This is a genomic window from Paracoccus sp. MBLB3053, from assembly GCF_031822435.1.
In the GTDB taxonomy this organism is placed as follows: domain Bacteria; phylum Pseudomonadota; class Alphaproteobacteria; order Rhodobacterales; family Rhodobacteraceae; genus Paracoccus; species Paracoccus aurantius.
Window position 1 is genome coordinate 1696911 of sequence record NZ_JAVQLW010000001.1, and the last position, 17787, is coordinate 1714697.

16 protein-coding genes are annotated in these 17787 nt (G+C 62.4%); 8 read left to right on the top strand and 8 right to left on the bottom strand.

All coding sequences use genetic code 11. The annotated features are described in order from the left end of the window. Nucleotides 1-4: 4 nt before the first annotated feature. Nucleotides 5-1444 carry an FAD-binding oxidoreductase gene (locus RGQ15_RS08585; RefSeq protein ID WP_311159801.1) on the top strand — a complete coding sequence of 480 codons (1440 nt, stop codon included), beginning with the start codon at nucleotides 5-7 and terminating at the stop codon, nucleotides 1442-1444. Here RGQ15_RS08585 and RGQ15_RS08590 read toward each other — a convergent pair. After that, complete coding sequence (locus RGQ15_RS08590) at nucleotides 1371-2285, bottom strand: LysR family transcriptional regulator (protein ID WP_311159802.1); 915 nt, start codon at nucleotides 2283-2285, stop codon at nucleotides 1371-1373. The two genes, RGQ15_RS08585 and RGQ15_RS08590, sit on opposite strands and share 74 nt — an antisense overlap. Nucleotides 2286-2396: 111 nt before the next feature. On the opposite strand from RGQ15_RS08590, the gene RGQ15_RS08595 reads away from it, so the two are divergent. Further along, nucleotides 2397-2822 carry a DoxX family protein gene (locus RGQ15_RS08595; protein ID WP_311159803.1) on the top strand — a complete coding sequence of 142 codons (426 nt, stop codon included), beginning with the start codon at nucleotides 2397-2399 and terminating at the stop codon, nucleotides 2820-2822. 133 nt (nucleotides 2823-2955) lie between these two features. Then, nucleotides 2956-4458 (top strand): acetyl-CoA hydrolase/transferase family protein, encoded by a 1503-nt coding sequence (locus tag RGQ15_RS08600; RefSeq protein WP_311159804.1) that lies wholly within the window; start codon nucleotides 2956-2958, stop codon nucleotides 4456-4458. A gap of 52 nt (nucleotides 4459-4510) precedes the next feature. Here RGQ15_RS08600 and dgt read toward each other — a convergent pair whose 3' ends face one another. The 6 genes from dgt to RGQ15_RS08630 all read right to left on the bottom strand — a co-directional run bounded on the left by dgt (nucleotide 4511) and on the right by RGQ15_RS08630 (nucleotide 9959). Next, entirely contained in the window at nucleotides 4511-5878 is a 1368-nt protein-coding gene (gene dgt, locus RGQ15_RS08605; protein ID WP_311159805.1) for a dGTP triphosphohydrolase, read from the bottom strand. A gap of 213 nt (nucleotides 5879-6091) precedes the next feature. Further along, nucleotides 6092-6874 carry a MetQ/NlpA family ABC transporter substrate-binding protein gene (locus tag RGQ15_RS08610; RefSeq protein WP_311159806.1) on the bottom strand — a complete coding sequence of 261 codons (783 nt, stop codon included), beginning with the start codon at nucleotides 6872-6874 and terminating at the stop codon, nucleotides 6092-6094. Nucleotides 6875-6897: 23 nt separating this feature from the next. Then, nucleotides 6898-7572 carry a methionine ABC transporter permease gene (locus RGQ15_RS08615; protein WP_311159807.1) on the bottom strand — a complete coding sequence of 225 codons (675 nt, stop codon included), beginning with the start codon at nucleotides 7570-7572 and terminating at the stop codon, nucleotides 6898-6900. Then, complete coding sequence (locus RGQ15_RS08620; RefSeq protein WP_311159808.1) at nucleotides 7562-8611, bottom strand: methionine ABC transporter ATP-binding protein; 1050 nt, start codon at nucleotides 8609-8611, stop codon at nucleotides 7562-7564. The genes RGQ15_RS08615 and RGQ15_RS08620 overlap by 11 nt, the downstream gene beginning before the upstream one ends. 131 nt (nucleotides 8612-8742) lie before the next feature. Next, nucleotides 8743-9486, bottom strand: coding sequence for a triose-phosphate isomerase (tpiA, locus tag RGQ15_RS08625; protein ID WP_311159809.1), 744 nt, complete (start codon nucleotides 9484-9486; stop codon nucleotides 8743-8745). A 101-nt stretch (nucleotides 9487-9587) separates the two neighbouring features. Further along, nucleotides 9588-9959, bottom strand: coding sequence for a HesB/IscA family protein (locus RGQ15_RS08630; RefSeq protein ID WP_311159810.1), 372 nt, complete (start codon nucleotides 9957-9959; stop codon nucleotides 9588-9590). A gap of 189 nt (nucleotides 9960-10148) precedes the next feature. Between RGQ15_RS08630 and rpsD the strand changes: the two genes are divergently transcribed. Further along, nucleotides 10149-10769, top strand: coding sequence for a 30S ribosomal protein S4 (gene rpsD / locus RGQ15_RS08635; RefSeq protein WP_311159811.1), 621 nt, complete (start codon nucleotides 10149-10151; stop codon nucleotides 10767-10769). Nucleotides 10770-10924: 155 nt separating this feature from the next. Continuing rightward, the gene (locus RGQ15_RS08640; protein WP_311159812.1) at nucleotides 10925-11551 is read left to right on the top strand and encodes a hypothetical protein; all 627 of its coding nucleotides are present in this window, start codon (nucleotides 10925-10927) and stop codon (nucleotides 11549-11551) included. A gap of 73 nt (nucleotides 11552-11624) precedes the next feature. Here the strand turns inward: RGQ15_RS08640 and acnA are convergent, their stop codons facing one another. Continuing rightward, nucleotides 11625-14396, bottom strand: coding sequence for an aconitate hydratase AcnA (acnA, locus tag RGQ15_RS08645; RefSeq protein ID WP_311159813.1), 2772 nt, complete (start codon nucleotides 14394-14396; stop codon nucleotides 11625-11627). 344 nt (nucleotides 14397-14740) lie between these two features. On the opposite strand from acnA, the gene RGQ15_RS08650 reads away from it, so the two are divergent. The 3 genes from RGQ15_RS08650 (at nucleotide 14741) to metZ (ending at nucleotide 17737) form a co-directional block, all read left to right on the top strand. Further along, complete coding sequence (locus RGQ15_RS08650) at nucleotides 14741-15796, top strand: DUF1223 domain-containing protein (RefSeq protein ID WP_311159814.1); 1056 nt, start codon at nucleotides 14741-14743, stop codon at nucleotides 15794-15796. A gap of 96 nt (nucleotides 15797-15892) precedes the next feature. Next, the gene (locus RGQ15_RS08655) at nucleotides 15893-16498 is read left to right on the top strand and encodes an inner membrane-spanning protein YciB (RefSeq protein ID WP_311159815.1); all 606 of its coding nucleotides are present in this window, start codon (nucleotides 15893-15895) and stop codon (nucleotides 16496-16498) included. Nucleotides 16499-16564: 66 nt separating this feature from the next. Continuing rightward, nucleotides 16565-17737 carry an O-succinylhomoserine sulfhydrylase gene (gene metZ / locus RGQ15_RS08660; protein ID WP_311159816.1) on the top strand — a complete coding sequence of 391 codons (1173 nt, stop codon included), beginning with the start codon at nucleotides 16565-16567 and terminating at the stop codon, nucleotides 17735-17737. The last annotated feature ends 50 nt before the right edge of the window (nucleotides 17738-17787 follow it).

A 17787-nucleotide genomic window follows, 5' to 3' on the forward strand; every position in this document is an offset into this window, starting at 1 on the left:
CGACATGCTCAATCCCGCTGATGACAAACTCGCTGCGGCATTGCCCAAGGGCGTGTTGCGCCCGATGGCCCCGGCCTATCTGGAGGAACCGCGCGGCCGCTATTTCGGCAAGGCCGGTCTAATCGCGGCGCCACGCACCACCGATGAGGTTGCGGCCGTGGTAAAAGCCTGCGCTGAGGCGCGCGTGGGGATCGTCGCTCGGGGGGGTGGAACGGGACTGGTCGGCGGGCAGATCATGGCCAAGGGGCCCGCGCCGCTGATCCTTTCCCTGGAACGGATGACCGCACTTCGCGGCATCTGGCCCGAGGAAAACGTGCTGATCGCCGAAGCGGGGATGACGCTTCAGGCCGTGCGAGACGCGGCCGAGGCGCAGGGGAGGTTGTTCCCGCTTTCTCTTGCCAGCCAGGGCAGCGCCGCGATCGGTGGTTGCCTTGCCACCAATGCCGGGGGCGTGACGGCGTTGCGCTATGGGACGGCCCGCGCGCTCTGCCTCGGCATCGAGGCGGTGCTGCCCGATGGAAGCGTGGTCCACGACCTGAAGCGGCTGCGCAAGGACAATACGGGCTACGACCTGCGCGATCTGTTGATCGGAGCCGAGGGCACCTTGGGGATCATCACGGCCGCGAGTCTCAAGCTGGTTGTCCCGCCCCCCAATGTCGGTGTCGCGATGCTTGAGGTTCCCGATCCCAGCGCAGCGCTCAGTCTGCTGGCACTTGCCGAAGCGCATATGGCCGGGGGCGTGACGGCCTTCGAACTGATCGGCGGGCAGGGGCTTGCTTTCCTTGCCGAAACACTGCCGGAAATCCGAAGGCCGCTTCCGGACGCGGCCTGGAGCGTTCTGATCGAAGTTGGTCTGCCGGCAGGGCTTTCCCCCGACGAGGCATTGGAGCGTTTCCTGACCGACGCGATGGAGCGCGGCCTGCTCAGCGATGGGATGATTGCCCAATCGGGCCAGCAGGCGGACGGGTTTTGGCATCTTCGCGAGCACATCCCCGAGGCGAACCGCCGTATCGGTGCCGTGGCAAGCCACGACATCAGCCTGCCCCTGTCCGAAATCGCCGGGTTCATCAACGACGCCGGCAAGGCGCTGGCAGCCCGGTCCGATGTCCGGGTGAACTGCTTCGGCCATCTGGGCGACGGAAACCTGCATTACAACATCTTCCCAGCCAAAGGTCGGTCGCGCACCGAATATGACAGTCAGCGCACGGCACTCTCGGAACTTGTCCACGAGATGGTGGTGGCCCGTGGCGGTTCCTTCTCGGCCGAGCATGGTGTCGGGCGACTGAAGGTCGGCGAACTGGAACGCTGGGGTGATCCGGCCCGCATTTCCGCCATGCGCGCGATCAAGAGCGCGCTTGATCCCTGGGGTATCATGAACCCGGGGGCCGTGCTTTCCCAAGCTCGGGGCCGAGATGCCGGCGCAGGTGGTCCAGATAAGCCGTGAGGCGCGGCGGGATGAAGGGCTGCGGCAAGTATAGCGCCTGAATGTCCAGTTGTGGCCCGGGAAATCCTTCCAGCAATCTTTCCAGACTGCCATCGGCGATATCGGATTCGACCACGAAGCGAGGGATGACGGCCACGCCGCATCCTTCCAGAGCAAGCCGACGCACGGCGCGCGGGCTGTTCACCGTGATACGGCCGGGCAGCGGGACGCTGATCGCCTTGCCCTCGATCACGAACGTGGCGCGATGCGATGTCGCCGAGTTGCCATCCCGAATGTTCACGTGCTCCCGCAGCTCGTCCGGATGGCGCGGCCAGCCATTCGCCTCAAGATATCCAGGGCTTGCCACGACGACGGATTCCGTGCGTCCGATGCGTCGCGCGATAAGGCTTGAATCGCCAAGCACGCCGATCCGCAAGGCCAGATCGAAACCCTCTGCCGCAAGATCCACATAGCGATCGGTAAGGCGCAATTCGATGCTGATGCCGGGATTTTGCTCGGTAAAGTCGCGTGTCAGCACGGGAATGAACATTTCGCCGAAGCTGACGGGAGCGGTTACAAACAGCCTGCCGGTCAGCGCGCCTTCGTCCGCGCGGGCCTGCGCATCCAGTTCTTCCACCGCAGAGAGAACACGCCGCGCAACAAGAAGAAAGCGCTCCCCCGCCGGGGTCAGCGACAGCGAGCGGGTCGTCCTGTTGAGAAGCGTTATCCCTTGGTGGCTTTCGAGTGCGGCGACGTATTTGCTGACCAATTTGTTGGAGATGCCCAATCGCTTGCCGGCCCGCGTAAACGAACCAGCATCGACCACTGCGACAAATGCCCTGATTCCGTCGAGACGATCCAAGGTATTCTCCAAACTGGCGGCAATGTTTCTCTGATCATGTCCATTATTGCGACAGTCGCAATCCCCTATCTTCGCTGCATCCAAGCATCCTTCCTCATAGGGAACCTCGAAATGTCAGATCTCTCACTCACCGGCGTGGCGACTGCCGAAAACCGGGCAGATATCGCCGCCTTCATCCTTCGCACCTCGACCGGGCTGTTCTTCCTGATCCACGGCCTGATCAAGGTCTTCATCTTCACCCCGGCCGGAACCGCCGGCTATTTTGAATCGATCGGCTTGCCGGGGGCCCTGGGCTACCTGACGATCCTGATCGAAGTACTGGGCGGCGTTGCCCTGATCGCGGGCGTTGCCACGCGTCTGGTTTCGCTGGTGATGATTCCGGTTCTGCTGGGCGCGGCCGTGTTTGGCCATGGCGGTAACGGCTTCACGTTCAGCAACCAGGGCGGCGGCTGGGAATACCCCGTTCTCTGGGCAGTCGTGATGCTGGCCCTGTCTTTCCTGGGAGACGGCGCTTGGTCGCTCGGTCGCCGCAAGTAACCGAAAATCCCACGGAAATCGTGACAAGCCGGCCTTCGGGTCGGCTTTTCGCTATGCGCATGGCTGCCTTGATTTGTCAGTCCCGCATGTTGACCATAATGAAACCCCGAACCAGGAATTCAGGGGGGCTTTCATGGCCGAGGATTATCATGACCGGATCCGTCACAAGGGATTGCGCGACCGTGTGGTGAGTGCCGATCAGGCCGCGGGCATGATTGAGGACGGAATGGTCCTCGGGATGAGCGGATTCACCCGCGCAGGTGAAGCCAAGGCCGTTCCCCTCGCGCTGGCCGAGCGCGCCCGGCGTGAGCCTCTCAAGGTCACGCTGATGACCGGCGCTTCGCTGGGCAACGATCTCGACAAGACTCTGGCCGAAGCCCATGTGACCGCGCGCCGTATCCCCTTCATGTCCGATCCGTCGCTGCGTCGCGCGATCAATGCGGGCGAGGTGATGTATATCGACCAGCATCTCAGCGAGACGGTCGAGCAGTTGAGAACCGGGCAGCTTCCTCCGGTCGATCTGGCCATCGTCGAGGCGGTCGCGATCACCGAAACGGGTGGCATCGTGCCCACGACATCGGTCGGCAACTCGGCGAGTTTCGCGATCCTCGCCAAGAAGGTGATCGTCGAGATCAACCTGAACCAGTCCGAGCAGCTCGAAGGGCTGCATGACATCTACATCCCGACCTATTGGCCAGTGCGGACCCCCATCCCGGTGGTCACGCCGGAAAGCCGGGTCGGATTCCCCTTCATTTCCATTCCGCCGGAAAAGATCGCGGCGATCGTGATCTCGACGAAGCTCGACTCCTCGTCCACGGTGACCGAGCCGGATGCCGAAACCCGCTCGATTGCAGGCCATCTGACCGAGTTCCTGAAAGGCGAGGTTGCCCGAGGCCGGATGCCATCGTCACTGCATCCGCTTCAGGCAGGCATCGGCAGCATCGCGAATGCCGTGCTGCACGGTTTCATCGACAGCCCCTTCCATGACCTGACAATGTATTCCGAGGTGCTGCAGGATTCGACCTTCGACCTGATGGATGCCGGCAAGATGGTCTTTGCCTCCGGCTCGTCGATCACGCTTTCTGAAGCGAAATACCGCGACGTCATGGAGCGTTTCCATGACTACAAGCGCAAGCTCGTTCTGCGCCCGCAAGAGATTTCGAACCATCCCGAGGTGGTGCGCCGCCTTGGCCTTATCGCGATCAACACGGCGCTGGAATTCGACATCTACGGCAACGTGAACTCCACCCATGTGATGGGCACGAACATGATGAACGGAATCGGCGGATCGGGTGATTTCGCGCGAAATTCCTATCTTTCCGTGTTCGTCAGCAAGTCGACGGCCAAGGCAGGCGGCATCTCGTCTGTCGTGCCGATGGTCAGCCATGTCGACCATACCGAACATGACGTGGATATTCTGGTGACGGAACACGGTCTGGCGGATCTTCGCGGCTTGGCCCCGCGCGAGCGCGCGAAGCTTGTCATCGCGCACTGTGCTTCTCCGGATTGGCGAGATCAGTTGCAGGACTACCACGATCGCGCGCTGCTGCGTGGCGGGCATACACCTCATTTGCTGGAGGAAGCGTTGAGCTGGCACGACCGGCTGCGTCGGACCGGAACGATGAAGCCCGAATGATCCCCTGATCCCAACGGCGGCCCGGAAGCCTTCTGCGATCCGGGCCCTGGCTTCAGGCCCCCGAAAGCATCCGCGATATTCTCAGGGCATATCGATCGGTCATGCCCGAAGTGAAATCGGCCAGCGCGTGCAGCGCGCTTTCGGCATCCCGGATGTCGCGCAGATCCAGTGACAGGGCCCGGACAAGTTGCCGGGAATGAGGCGAAAGCGCGGCAATGTCCCAGCCGCCCCGAGCCAGGTCTTCGTAGACAGGCAGGATGCCTGACATGACATTGGCGATGATCCTGCGACCCGATATTTCAAGCTCGGTCTTTCTTGGCGCGGTGAAGATCCTCTCGCGCGCAACGGCCTTGGCGGCGGCGAAGGCCTCGCCAAGCCTGCTTGCACCGATGAGATCCCCGGAAAATGTCCCACGCATGATCGCGTCGTAATGCGTGATGAAGGCGTCGACGGAGGCCTCGATGGCGCTGCCGATCCCCCTTGCGCGCAGATAGCCGATTTCTTCGGCCTCGGTCATGCCGGGTGCATTGCTGTTGGGCTTGCCGCCCAGTTCCGCGAGCAGCCGGCGCACCAAATCAAAGGGCAGCTCTCCGGTCGTGTATGCATCTTCCAGATCAACGATATTGTAGGTGATGTCATCGGCCGCTTCCATCAGGAAGACCAGAGGGTGACGCGCCCAGTAGCGGGCCTGTTCGTGGGTCCTTTCGGGCAGACCCAGACTGCGGGCAGCCGTCGCGAACTGTGGCAGGTCCGAAACAAAGATTCCGAACTTCTTCAGGCCGACATAAGTCTCGCCATGATGCGATCCGCCATTGATGCATTCCCGATCCGGCGCCGTCACCGGGTATTTGGTGAAAGCACCCAGCGTGGCCTTCGACAATCGCATTCCGCCGTCGCCGCGATACATTTCGAGCCGGGTCAGGATGCGAAAGCCCTGTGCGTTGCCCTCGAAGGCGGTGAATTCCGGGCGCAGTCCTGCCGGCAGATCTGCCAACAGCCCCCGTGCATTTGCAAAACCCTCGGAGAACCATGCGCCCATCGCCTCTTCGCCGGAATGGCCAAAGGGGGGATTGCCGATGTCATGGGCGACACAGGCGGCCTGCACGATATCGGCAAGATCAGGAACCTGCGGCTCGGGCAGCTCGCCCGTCTCGGCCAGCCAATGGCCAACCCGCATCGCCAATGAGCGCCCCACGCTGCTGACTTCAATCGAATGGATCAGGCGGTGATGAACATGGTCGTTTTCATAAAGCGGCTGAACCTGCGTCTTGTTCGCGAGCCGCCGGAAGGGGGCCGAAAAGACGATCCGGTCATGATCCTGCACGAAGATCGAGCGATTCCGATGCGGTTGATAGGTCTTGTCGCCCAGCCTTTCCGCGGAAAGCAGGCTTTCCCAGTTCATCCGAAAGCGGTTACCCATGTCAGCGCATCCCTTTTCCGCAGGTGTCGTCCCGACCCTTGCCGCATGGGCGGGCGTTGTCGGGGGAATCTGTAGAAGGGATGTCTTGGCAATGAAAGGTGACAAACGCTCCACCCGACGGGGCGACAGCGTGACAGGGGAAATGCAGCGGGCCCGGAACCTGTCCGGGCCTGCCAATTCGTCTCGTCCGCGCCGTCATGAGACGGCCCAGGATCACCAGGCGGGGATGACCGCGCCGGTGTACTTGTCCTGAATGTATTTCTTGACCTCGGGCGAGTTGTAGGACTCGACCAGCGTCTTGGCCCATTCCGCATCCTTGTCGGCGGTGCGCACGACGATGATGTTGGCATAGGGGCTGTCGGCGTTCTCGATCGCGATCGAATCCTTTTCGGGGTTCAGACCTGCTTCCAGCGCGTAGTTCGTGTTGATGATCGCGACATCGGCATCGGCCAACGCGCGGGGCAACTGAGCTGCGTCGAGTTCCAGGAACTTGAGCTTCTTGGGGTTCTCGGTCACGTCCAGCGGGGTCGGGACAAGGCCGGTGCCTTCGGCAAGCTTGATGACGCCCTTGTCCTGCAGAAGCAGCAGCGCGCGGCCACCATTGGTCGGGTCATTCGGCAGCGCGACCTTGCCGCCTTCGGGCAGATCGTCCAGCGATTTCAGCTTTTCCGAATAGATGCCCATCGGCGTGGTGATGGTCTTGCCGATGGCGACCAGGTCGAAGCCGCGATCCTTGATCTGGTTGTCCAGATAGGGCTGGTGCTGGAAGCTGTTCGCCTGCAGGTCGCCGTCGTTCAGCGCCTGGTTCGGCACGACGTAATCGGTGAACTCGACGATGTCGATGTTCAGGCCCTTTTCCTTGGCGACCTCGGCGACCTGTTCCATGATCTCGGCATGCTCGCCGACCGAGACGCCGACCTTGATGTCTTCGGCCGAAGCCATGCCAGCGACCAGCGCGAGGGTCGAGGCGAGGGCGGCGATGCGAAGTTTGCGCATGGATTGTCCTTTCGGGTTGGAAGTTACCGGCCCCGGTTGCGGGGGGCGCGTTTGTCGAAGCGAGCCGCGATCCATTCGCCAAGCGATTGGACTGCCTGCACAAGAACGATCAGGATGATGACAACGGCAAGCATCACCTCGGGCATAAAGCGCTGATAGCCATAGCGGATACCAAGATCGCCCAGACCTTCACCGCCCACCGCGCCGACCATGGCCGAATAGCCGATCAGGCTGACCACGGCGAGGGTGAGGCCAAGGATGATGCCGGGCATCGCCTCGGGGACCAGCACCTTGCGCACGATCTGGCCGGGGGTCGCGCCCATGGCGCGGGCGGCCTCGATCAGCCCGGCATCGACCTCGCGGATCGCGGTTTCGATCAGGCGCGCGATGAAGGGGGCTGCGGCGATGGTCAGCGGCACGATGGCCGCGGTGGTGCCGATCGACGTTCCCGCAATCAGCCGCGTCAGCGGAATGATCGCGACGACAAGAATGATGAAGGGGGTCGAGCGCGCGGCGTTGACGATCAGGCCAAGCACGGTATTGGCGACGGGTGCCGAAAGCAGCTCGCCCCGGCGCGATGTCGCAAGGAAAATGCCCAGCGGCGCGCCGATCACCGTGCCGAGAACGGTGGCCATGAAGACCATGTAAAGGGTCTGTAGGGTGGATTCCCACAGCAACGGGATCAGGTTAGCCGACATAGCCGAGCACCTCCGTCAGAAGGCCGTGTTCTTCGAGGAAGTGGCGGGATTCTTCAAGCCGCTCACAGGGCAGGCCGACGATCAGACTGCCGAAGGGCCTGTCGCCGATCTCTTCGATGGCACCGGCAAGGATGTTGACATTGACGCCACGCTCGGCCGTCAGGCGCGCCAGCATCGGGTCCGTCGCGTGACGGCCTGTAAAGGTGATCTGCAGCACGGCCTCGGCATCGGCGGCCTGGGGCTCGTCGCGCAGAAGCCCCGCCACGAATTGCGGCACCGCGACCCCGGTCACGCCTTGCAGGAAGCTGCGCGTGGTCGGATGCGTCGGCCGCGAGAAGACCGAATAGGTTTCACCCGACTCGACGATCTTGCCGGCCTCGATGACGGCGACATGGCTGCAGATGTCGCGAACCACGGCCATTTCATGGGTGATGAGCAGGATCGTCAGCCCAAGGTCGCGATTGATCCGTTGCAGCAGGTCCAGAACCTGCCGCGTCGTGTCGGGATCGAGGGCCGAGGTGGCTTCGTCGGACAGCAGCACGCGCGGTCCCGTCGCCAAGGCCCGCGCGATGCCGACGCGCTGCTTCTGACCGCCCGACAGCTCGGCCGGATAGCGGCTGGCCTGGGCGGTCAGGCCCACGCGCTCGATCAGCTCGGCGACGCGGGGGGCGATCGCGGCTTTCTCGACGCCGGCGATCTCGAGCGGCAGGGCGATGTTTTCCGCAACCGTGCGCGAGGCCAGCAGGTTGAAGTGCTGGAAGATCATCCCGACCTCGCGGCGTATCCCGCGCAAGGCTCCGTCCGACGCGGCGCCGACATCATGGCCGTTGACGATGACCTGGCCGGTCGAGGGGCGTTCAAGCCCGTTCACCATGCGAAGCAGCGTGGACTTTCCAGCGCCGGAGCGTCCGATGATGCCGGTGACCGCGCCCTGGGGCACGTCGAGCGAAATGTCCTGCAGGGCCACGACATCGCCCGCCCCGCCTTTTTGCGGATAGCGGCGCGTCACGCCCTGAAATGAGATTGCTGGCTCTGCCATGGGTCCGTCCTGAATTTCAGGCGTGACCTATGCGCTCGGGGCCCGGCTTTGCAAGGGGCTGGGGGGCCGCATTGCGAAAATGCCGTTCCTTCCTGGCCTATCCGGAAGGAACGCCGTTCCGATTGTCGATCTTACGCTGCGGAAAGCGCTGCGATGATCGGCCCGAAATCTGCCGCCTTGAGGCTTGCGCCACCGACGAGTGCCCCGTCCACATGCGCGATGGCGAAAATTTCTGCGGCATTTCCCGGCTTCACCGAGCCGCCATAGAGCAGGGCGATGTCAGCCCCGTCGTCGAACCGGGCCACGAGACGGTCCCGGATCAGGGCGTGAACTTCGGCGATCTGTTCACTGGTCGGGGTCCGGCCGGTGCCGATCGCCCAGACTGGCTCATAGGCGATGACGGTGTTCGAGGCGGTCGCGCAATCGGGAACCGAGCCCGCAAGCTGGGCCGAAATGATGTCCAGTGTCTCTCCGCCATCGCGCTGAGCTTCGGTTTCCCCCACGCAGATTACCGCGACCAGACCGGCTTCGTGGGCGGCGACGGATTTCGCGGAAACCTGTGCATCGGTTTCGGCGTGATCGGTCCGGCGTTCGGAATGGCCGACAATCACGTGGCTTGCGCCCGCGTCTTTCAACTGGGTTGCCGCGATGTCTCCGGTATGTGCACCCGACATCTTGGCATGGCAGTCCTGACCGCCCACGGCAAGCCTGCCTTCCGCCCTTGCAGCCATCGGCTGAACCAGCGTGGCGGGAGGACAGATCAGCACCTCGCAGCCGGGGGCAGGATATTCGGTCAGAATCTGGTCGATCTCGGCCAGGGCCGCCAAAGTTCCGTTCATCTTCCAGTTGCCGGCAGCAAGTTTGCGCGGGGCCATCAGCCTCTCCCTTTGATCTGTTCGAATAGGGGATTAGGCCGCGCATCCTGCGCGATCAAGTCGACCGAAAGGATGTGGGCGCTAACGGAAGAAAGAAAATGTCAGACCCGTGCGCGGGTGCCCTCGATCGGGCCGAAACTCACGGATTCACCGCAGCCGCAGCTGTCGGTGACATTGGGGTTGCGGAACTTGAAGCCGGATTCGAGAAGGCTCGTCTCGTAGTCGATCTCGGTCCCGAACAGGAACATCTGGGCCGTGGGGGCGATCAGAACCCGTGCTTCGCCCTGTTCGACGACCTCGTCGCCCGGGGCGGGGGATTGGGCCAGTTCCATCGTGTATTCCATGCCCGCGCAGCCGCCCTTCTTCAGGCCGATGCGCAGCCCGCTGGCGGATTTCGCGGCCATCAGGCGCGCAATCTGGCGCTCGGCCGCTTCGGTGATGGTGACAGGGGACTTGCCGGGGATCGAGAACATCGCTGCTTCCTTGTTCGCTGTTCTTCATTTAGGGGCAAGGAAGGCTCGGCTCAAGGGGTGCTTGACACTGCCGCCCCGCTGGCTATAAGCGCCGCTTCATTGGTGTTGGTGGACCCCGCAAGGGGAACCCTGTCAGGCCTAGTGCCAGAGGACAACGCCCTTCGAAACCATATATGAAGGAGATCAGCGATGACCAAACGCACCGCTGCCAAGTACAAAATCGACCGCCGCATGGGCGAAAACATCTGGGGCCGCGCCAAGTCGCCGCTGAACAAGCGCGAATACGGCCCGGGCCAGCACGGCCAGCGCCGCAAGGGCAAGCTGTCGGACTTCGGTACCCAGTTGCGCGCCAAGCAGAAGCTCAAGGGCTACTACGGCGACCTGACCGAGAAGCAATTCCGCCGCATCTACGCGGAAGCCGAGCGCGTCAAGGGCGACACCGGTGAGAACCTGGTCGGCCTGCTCGAGCGCCGCCTGGACGCCGTCATCTACCGCGCCAAGTTCGTTCCGACCATCTTCGCTGCCCGTCAGTTCGTGAACCACGGTCACGTCGAAGTGAACGGCAAGAAGGTCAACATCGCGTCCTACCGCGTCAAGGAAGGCGATGTCGTCTCGATCCGCGAGCGTTCGCGCCAGCTGGCCATCGTTCTGGAAGCCGTCGCCCTGACCGAGCGTGACGTTCCGGACTACCTGGAAGTCGACCACAACAAGATGACCGCGAACTTCGTCCGCACCCCGGCCCTGGGCGACGTGCCCTACCCGGTCGTGATGGAACCGAACCTGGTCGTCGAATTCTACGCCAAGAACTGATCCTTTTCGGTTCTCAGGAATTCCGGGCCGTCCCTTCGGGGGCGGCCTTTTTCTTTTGCGCGGGATCACATTGCGGCGAAGCATCGCTCTGCCGTCTTGCGGGATGGTCGGGCTTGTCCGATGCATGGGCGAAATTGGCATATACGAGGGACGAGATGCGCTATGCGCTCGCACTGACAATCCTGGCATCGCTTGCCATGCAGGCCAGCCCGCTCTTGGCGCAGGAAGACGCCGCGAATACCAAGGAAGAGCGGCTCTGGACCTGCGAGACTTCGATCGCAGGCGAGCGGACCGAGATCAATTATGTCCGGGACGCCGAATTTCGCGAAAATGTCGGCAAGCTGGAAAAGAACCTGTCGGGCTGGGGCAAGATCTCATGTCCGGGCTATATCACCCTGCGCGAGATCCTGCGGCGCAATCAGATGACCGATGACGGCAGCTATTGCCTGCTTTGGGACAAGGCGGGCGACACCTATGTCGGGGCGCAGCTTGGTGAGCGAAAGGGCAATGCCCTTTGCCGAAAGACCTTCTGCGAGAAGGTGAATGATACACGGGCCGCAACATTCAAGGGTGTGAACGGATTGGCAGTCGCGGGCTATGATGCCGTGACCCAACGACCCGGCGCGACGATCCTGGCGGCAACATCGGGCTCGATGGTGGGCATGATGCAGGCGGCCGGAACGGCAGCGGCTGGTGTCGCCGTCTCGCCGGTGGCCGTGGGCTCGCTGATGATCGGGACAGCAGCGGCGGGCGGGACCATGTGGTATTGCGCCGACGAGTAAGCGGTTTTCCTGTTGGTCGAAATGTCAAAGGCCCCGGATCGTTCCGGGGCCTTCTGGTTTCGGGACGTCAATCTCAGGCCTTCGCGAGGTTGCGCAGCACATAGTGCAGCACGCCGCCGTTCTCGAGATATTCGATCTCGACCTCGGTATCGACGCGGGCCTTGAGCTGGATCACCTTCTCGCTGCCATCGGCATAGCGGATGGTGGCCGAGACCAGCGAGAGCGGCTTGAAGTCGCCTTCGAGACCATCGATCGAGACGGTCTCGTCACCCCTCAGACCCAGCGTCTTGCGGTTGTCGCCCCCCGTGAACTCGAAGGGGATGACACCCATGCCGACCAGGTTCGAGCGGTGGATGCGCTCGAAGGACTCGGCGATGACTGCTTTAACGCCCAGTAGGTTCGTGCCCTTGGCCGCCCAGTCGCGCGAGGAGCCTGCGCCATATTCGATCCCGCCAATGACGACCAATGGGATGCCGGCGTCCTTGTAGGCCATGGCGGCGTCATAGATCGAAGTCTGGGCGCCGTCCGGACCGGTGGTGTAGCCGCCTTCGACGCCATCCAGCATCTCGTTCTTGATGCGAATGTTGGCGAAGGTGCCGCGCATCATGACTTCGTGATTGCCGCGACGCGAGCCGTAGCTGTTGAAGTCCCTCGGAGCGACCTGACGCTCGGTCAGGTATTGGCCAGCGGGGGTGGTCGGCTTGAAGGAGCCGGCCGGCGAGATATGGTCCGTCGTGATCATGTCGCCGAGCAGCGCAAGGACGCGGGCCCCCTCGATGTTGTGGATTGCACCCTTTTCCTTGCCCATGCCCTGAAAATAAGGCGGGTTCTGTATGTAGGTCGAGGTCGCTGGCCAATCATAGGTTTCGCTATCCGTGACCTCGACGGCCTGCCAGCGCTCGTCCCCCTTGAAAACATCGGCATATTTGGCTTGGAACATCTCGCGGGTCACGATTGTGTCGACCAGTTCCGCGACTTCTTTCGAGGTCGGCCAGATGTCTTTCAGGAAGACCGGCTCGCCCGCGGGAGTATAGGCGAGCGGCTCACTGCTCAGGTCGATATTCATGTCACCGGCGATGGCGTAGGCCACGACCAGCGGCGGCGAGGCGAGGTAGTTTGCGCGCACATCGGGCGAAATCCGACCCTCGAAGTTGCGGTTGCCCGAAAGGACCGAGACCGCGACGAGGTCGTTATCGTTAATCGATTTCGAGATTTCCGGCTGCAAGGGACCCGAGTTGCCGATGCAGGTGGTGCAGCCGAACCCGACGAGGTTGAAGCCCATTGCGTCCAGATCTTCCTGCAGGTTCGCCGCCTTCAGGTATTCCTCGACGACTTGAGAACCGGGAGCCAGCGAGGTTTTTACCCAGGGCTTGCGTTTCAGGCCAAGGGCGCGGGCCTTGCGTGCAACCAGACCGGCGGCCATCAGCACATATGGGTTCGAGGTATTGGTGCAGGAGGTGATCGAGGCGATCACGACCGAGCCGTCGTGCAGCTTGTAGTCCTGGCCCTCGACCGTGCCTTCCTTGTAGCCCTCGTGGTGGCCTGGAAGGTCGTGGGGGGCAGGGGCGCCGCCTTCGGCATTCCAGCGTTTTTCGCCGTTCGCTGTCGGCTCGGGAAGCTTGCGGGTGCCATAGATGTATTTGCGAAACTCGAAGGCCGAGTCTGTCAGGGCCACGTGATCCTGCGGGCGTTTCGGACCGGAAATGGCCGGAACGACGTCGCTCTGATCAAGTTCCAGCGTCGAAGAATAGATCGGAGCATAATCCCTGGTACGCCAGAATCCGTTCGCCTTGGCATAAGCCTCGACCAAGGCGATGCGCCCTTCGTCGCGGCCCGTCTGACGCAGGTAGCGCAGGGTTTCGTCATCAATAGGGAAGAAGCCGCAGGTTGCGCCATATTCCGGGGCCATGTTCGCGATGGTGGCGCGATCGGCCAGCGGCATGTGGTCAAGGCCTTCGCCGTAGAATTCGACGAACTTTCCGACCACGCCATGCTTGCGCAGCATCTGGACGACCTTGAGCACGAGGTCGGTGGCGGTGACGCCCTCTTTCAGCGCGCCGGTAATCTTGAAGCCGACGACTTCGGGGATCAGCATCGAAATCGGCTGTCCCAGCATCGCGGCCTCGGCCTCGATGCCGCCGACGCCCCAGCCCAGAACGGCAAGGCCGTTGACCATGGTGGTGTGACTGTCAGTGCCGACGAGAGTATCGGGATAAGCGACCTCCTGGCCGTTCTGGTCCTTGTCGGTCCAGACCGTCTGGGAAAGATATTCAAGGTTCACCTGGTGGCAGATGCCGGTGCCCGGGGGAACGACCCTGAAGTTGTTGAACGCGTTCTGACCCCATTTCAGGAAGGTATAGCGCTCCATGTTGCGTTCGTATTCACGCTCGACATTGACCTGGAAGGCGCGCGGGGTGCCGAATTCGTCGATCATGACCGAATGGTCGATGACCAGATCGACCGGGTTCAGAGGATTGATCTTTTGCGCGTCCCCTCCCAGCGCCTTGATGCCGTCACGCATGGCGGCCAGATCAACCACCGCTGGCACGCCGGTAAAATCCTGCATCAGCACGCGAGCCGGGCGATAGGCGATCTCGCGCGGGTTCTTTCCGCCCAGCGTCGCCCATTCGGCAAATGCCTTGATGTCGTCCACGCTGACCGTCCGCCCGCCATCCTCGAAACGCAGCAGGTTCTCGAGCACGACCTTGAGAGAGGCAGGCAGTTTCGAAAAATCGCCCAGGCCCGCCTCGGTGGCGGCTTCGATCGAATAATAGGCGACCGACGATCCGTCCAGGACAAGCTGGCGGCGCGTCTTCGCGGTATCGGTTCCGGTTTGGATGGTCATGACTCGGCTCCCTTTCCTTGTAGCAAGGTGGCTGAATGGCAGTGTCATTCAGCGATGTGCCCATTTTCCGGCGATGGATCAAGGCAAGGCTGAAATTGTATGCAATGGTATACCGTTTATGGGGCGCAGGTGCAAGATGTGGGTTTCCAGCAACGTTCACATCCCGCGCGCGTTCCGCTAACAAAGCATTGATTTGTAGCATGTGCTGTCGGAGCGTTAGGTGGGGCAGGACGGAAATTTCGGGATACTTGCGGACTATGGCTTCGGGACTTGCCCCCCTTTGCTTGCTGATAAGGCATGAGATTCAATGGGTTCGCCCGTTGAAATGTGTGACTGCCGGGACGATGGCGATTTTCTTGCTGCTGGGTCAAGCTTCGGTGGCACAGGAATTCGGGGCTTCGGCAGATGCCGATGGGGGAAGTGCGGCGCCATTAGGGACCCCCGACTCCGCCGCTTTTTCGGCTGAACAGTTCGGCAGGGCCGTTCTTGCACAGTCCCGTGTCGAGCCCGCGCCACAGTTGGACGCGCCGGGCGCGACGTCCGAAGACGAGGCCGAGGGGCAGGATGTCGGCCTGATCGAAGCCCCGGAGGGAAGTTCCGGGACGGCAGCCGACACGCTTTCGGATATTGGGGATGATCCTGTCGGCGGCAATGCTGGGCTTGCGAATTTTGCCGAGCGCCGGACCGCGCAGAGCCGGGCCCGCCTGATTGGCCCGATCGGTCATCCGCCGGTCGTGGTCGAGCTTTTCACCTCGCAAGGATGCTCTTCCTGCCCGCCGGCGGACGAGATGTTGAACGATCTGGCTGACAGGGACGACATTCTTGCCCTGTCCTGGCATGTCGATTACTGGGATTATCTGGGCTGGTCAGATCAGTTTGCCCGACCCGAGTTTACCCGTCGGCAAAAAGCCTATGCCCATGCCTGGCGTGAACGCGCCGTTTACACGCCCCAGATGGTCGTCGGTGGCACCGATACGCTGATCGCCGTCCGTCCGGCCGAGCTGATGGCTTTGATTGACGCGCAAGTTTCCAAGCCTGTACCGGTGCTCGTCAACTCCCAGCCTGAGGGGCAGGGTTTCCGCATCGAGCTTGTGCCGCGCGTCTCGATCAGCACGCCCGTCGCGATCACACTGGTCCGCTATGCGCCCGAGCGGCAGGTGAAGATCAAGGCAGGCGAGAACCGTGGCATGTCGGTGACCTATCGCAACGTGGTGCTCGCGGTCGAACGGATCGCCGAGTGGGACGGAAAGGCGCCATTGCGGATGACCGTGACGGCAGGTTCTGCCCCTGCCGACGCTTTCCCGGCCGATACCCGGCATGCGATCCTTGCCCAGCAGATGGGCCGGGACCGCGATCGCAGGGCAACCGGCCCTATTCTGGCCGCAATCCGGCTTGACTGACCGATACGCCCGTCTGCGCTTGTCCACGACGCGAAGCTGGGCCAGAAACCCGGACGGATGCTTCCGGCATCCCGAACAGACAGATCCGAGGCCCCCATGACCGAATCCCGCAAGAACAACTCCTGGCTCAAACCCGCGCTCGAATTCGGGCCTCTGGTTCTTTTCTTCGTCGTATTCATGCGGTTCCGGGATCGGACCTTCACATTGGGCGGGACTGAATATACCGGCTTCATCGTCGCCACCCTGGTCTTCATTCCGGTTCTGGTCCTGTCCACGTTGGCGCTTTGGCGGCTGACGGGGCGACTTTCTCCCATGCAGATCGCGACGCTCGTGCTGGTCGTGGTCTTCGGTGGGCTCTCGGTATGGCTCAATGATCCCAAGTTCTTCAAGATGAAGCCGACGATAATCTATCTGATCTTCGCGGGGCTTCTGGGGCTTAGCCTGATCCTGCGGCGGAACTGGCTCGAACTGGTCATGTCCGAGGCCTTGCCCATGACGGCCGAAGGCTGGCGCGTTCTCTCGGGCCGCATGACGGTCCTTTTCCTCGGGCTGGCCGGGGCGAACGAAATCGTCTGGCGCACGATGTCCGAAACGGCCTGGGTCAACTTCAAGACATTCGGCCTTACCATCATCATGGTGGTGTTCTTCGTCTTGAACGCCAAGCTCTTCGAACGCCACGCCCTGCCCAAGGACGCTGATTGAGGTCATTTGCCTTGCGCGGCAGGGCGGGCAGGAGTAACCGGGCGTCTCACGCACAGGAGTCCGTCAATGTCCGAGAAGACCTTGCATCCGCGCACCCGCGCTGTCCATCACGGCATCCGCCGCAGCCAGTATGGCGAGATGGCCGAAGCGCTGTTCATGACGCAGGGCTTTTCCTATGACAGCGCCGAGCAGGCCGAGGCGCGCTTCATCAAGACCGGCTCGGACGAGTTCATCTATGCCCGTTACGGCAACCCGACCTCGCGCATGTTCGAGGACCGGATTGCCGATCTTGAAGGCGCAGAGGATGCCTTTGCCACGGCCAGTGGCATGGCGGCCGTCAACGGTGCACTGATGAGCATGGTGAAGCCAGGCGATCATATCGTTTCGGCAAAGGCGCTGTTCGGGTCGTGCCTCTATGTGCTCGACGTGCTGGCGCGGTTCGGGGTCGAAGTCACCTATGTGGACGGTACCGATCCGGAGCAATGGCGCGCCGCGATCCGTCCGGACACAAAGGCCGTCTTTTTCGAATCCGTGTCGAACCCCACGCTGGAACTTGTCGATATCGCCGCCGTGGCCGAACTGGCCCATGCCGTCGGCGCCCTGGTGGTGGTCGACAACGTCTTTGCGACGCCGGTCTTTTCCCGCGCGATCGAACAGGGCGCGGATGTCGTGGTCTATTCGGCCACCAAGCATATCGACGGCGCGGGACGCTGCCTCGGTGGTGTCATCTGCGGCACGCGCCATTTCGTCCGCGAAGTCGCCGAACCCTATCTGAAACATACCGGCGGCGCGATCAGCCCGTTCAATGCCTGGATGATGCTGAACGGCATCGCCACGATGGACCTGCGCGTCCGGGCCCAGACCGAGACGGCGCTGAAATTCGCGACCGCCATGCTGGACCTGCCGGGGCTGACGCGGGTCATCTATCCCGGTCTCGCGAGCCATCCGCAGCATGATCTGGCGATGCGTCAGATGGGCGCGGGCGGCACGATGGTTGCAGTCGATGTCGGCAGCAAGGACGCGGCATTCGCAGCGATGAACAAGATGCGGATCTTCCAGATCTCGAATAATCTCGGCGACGCGAAATCCATCGTGACCCATCCAGCCACGACCACGCATCAGCGGCTGTCACCCGAGGTGCAGGCCAGCCTCGGCATCACGCCGGGCCTCTTGCGCCTTTCGATCGGCCTCGAGGATGTCGGCGATCTGGTTGCCGACTTCCGGCAGGCTTTCGCGTGACGATGCGGGGCGCGATCTGTCATCCGATTGTGACGGCGCCCCTTTATTTT

Excerpts from the sequence above, each read along its gene's own strand:
- rpsD (WP_311159811.1), top strand. The coding sequence starts at position 10,149 with ATGACCAAACGCACCGCTGCCAAGTACAAAATCGACCGCCGCATGGGC.
- RGQ15_RS08650 (WP_311159814.1), top strand. The coding sequence starts at position 14,741 with ATGGCGATTTTCTTGCTGCTGGGTCAAGCTTCGGTGGCACAGGAATTC.
- tpiA (WP_311159809.1), bottom strand. The coding sequence starts at position 9,486 with ATGGCCCCGCGCAAACTTGCTGCCGGCAACTGGAAGATGAACGGAACT.
- RGQ15_RS08595 (WP_311159803.1), top strand. The coding sequence starts at position 2,397 with ATGTCAGATCTCTCACTCACCGGCGTGGCGACTGCCGAAAACCGGGCA.
- RGQ15_RS08615 (WP_311159807.1), bottom strand. The coding sequence starts at position 7,572 with ATGTCGGCTAACCTGATCCCGTTGCTGTGGGAATCCACCCTACAGACC.
- RGQ15_RS08630 (WP_311159810.1), bottom strand. The coding sequence starts at position 9,959 with ATGTTCTCGATCCCCGGCAAGTCCCCTGTCACCATCACCGAAGCGGCC.
- RGQ15_RS08620 (WP_311159808.1), bottom strand. The coding sequence starts at position 8,611 with ATGGCAGAGCCAGCAATCTCATTTCAGGGCGTGACGCGCCGCTATCCG.
- RGQ15_RS08600 (WP_311159804.1), top strand. The coding sequence starts at position 2,956 with ATGGCCGAGGATTATCATGACCGGATCCGTCACAAGGGATTGCGCGAC.
- dgt (WP_311159805.1), bottom strand. The coding sequence starts at position 5,878 with ATGGGTAACCGCTTTCGGATGAACTGGGAAAGCCTGCTTTCCGCGGAA.
- RGQ15_RS08610 (WP_311159806.1), bottom strand. The coding sequence starts at position 6,874 with ATGCGCAAACTTCGCATCGCCGCCCTCGCCTCGACCCTCGCGCTGGTC.
- RGQ15_RS08585 (WP_311159801.1), top strand. The coding sequence starts at position 5 with ATGCTCAATCCCGCTGATGACAAACTCGCTGCGGCATTGCCCAAGGGC.
- metZ (WP_311159816.1), top strand. The coding sequence starts at position 16,565 with ATGTCCGAGAAGACCTTGCATCCGCGCACCCGCGCTGTCCATCACGGC.
- RGQ15_RS08655 (WP_311159815.1), top strand. The coding sequence starts at position 15,893 with ATGACCGAATCCCGCAAGAACAACTCCTGGCTCAAACCCGCGCTCGAA.
- acnA (WP_311159813.1), bottom strand. The coding sequence starts at position 14,396 with ATGACCATCCAAACCGGAACCGATACCGCGAAGACGCGCCGCCAGCTT.
- RGQ15_RS08640 (WP_311159812.1), top strand. The coding sequence starts at position 10,925 with ATGCGCTATGCGCTCGCACTGACAATCCTGGCATCGCTTGCCATGCAG.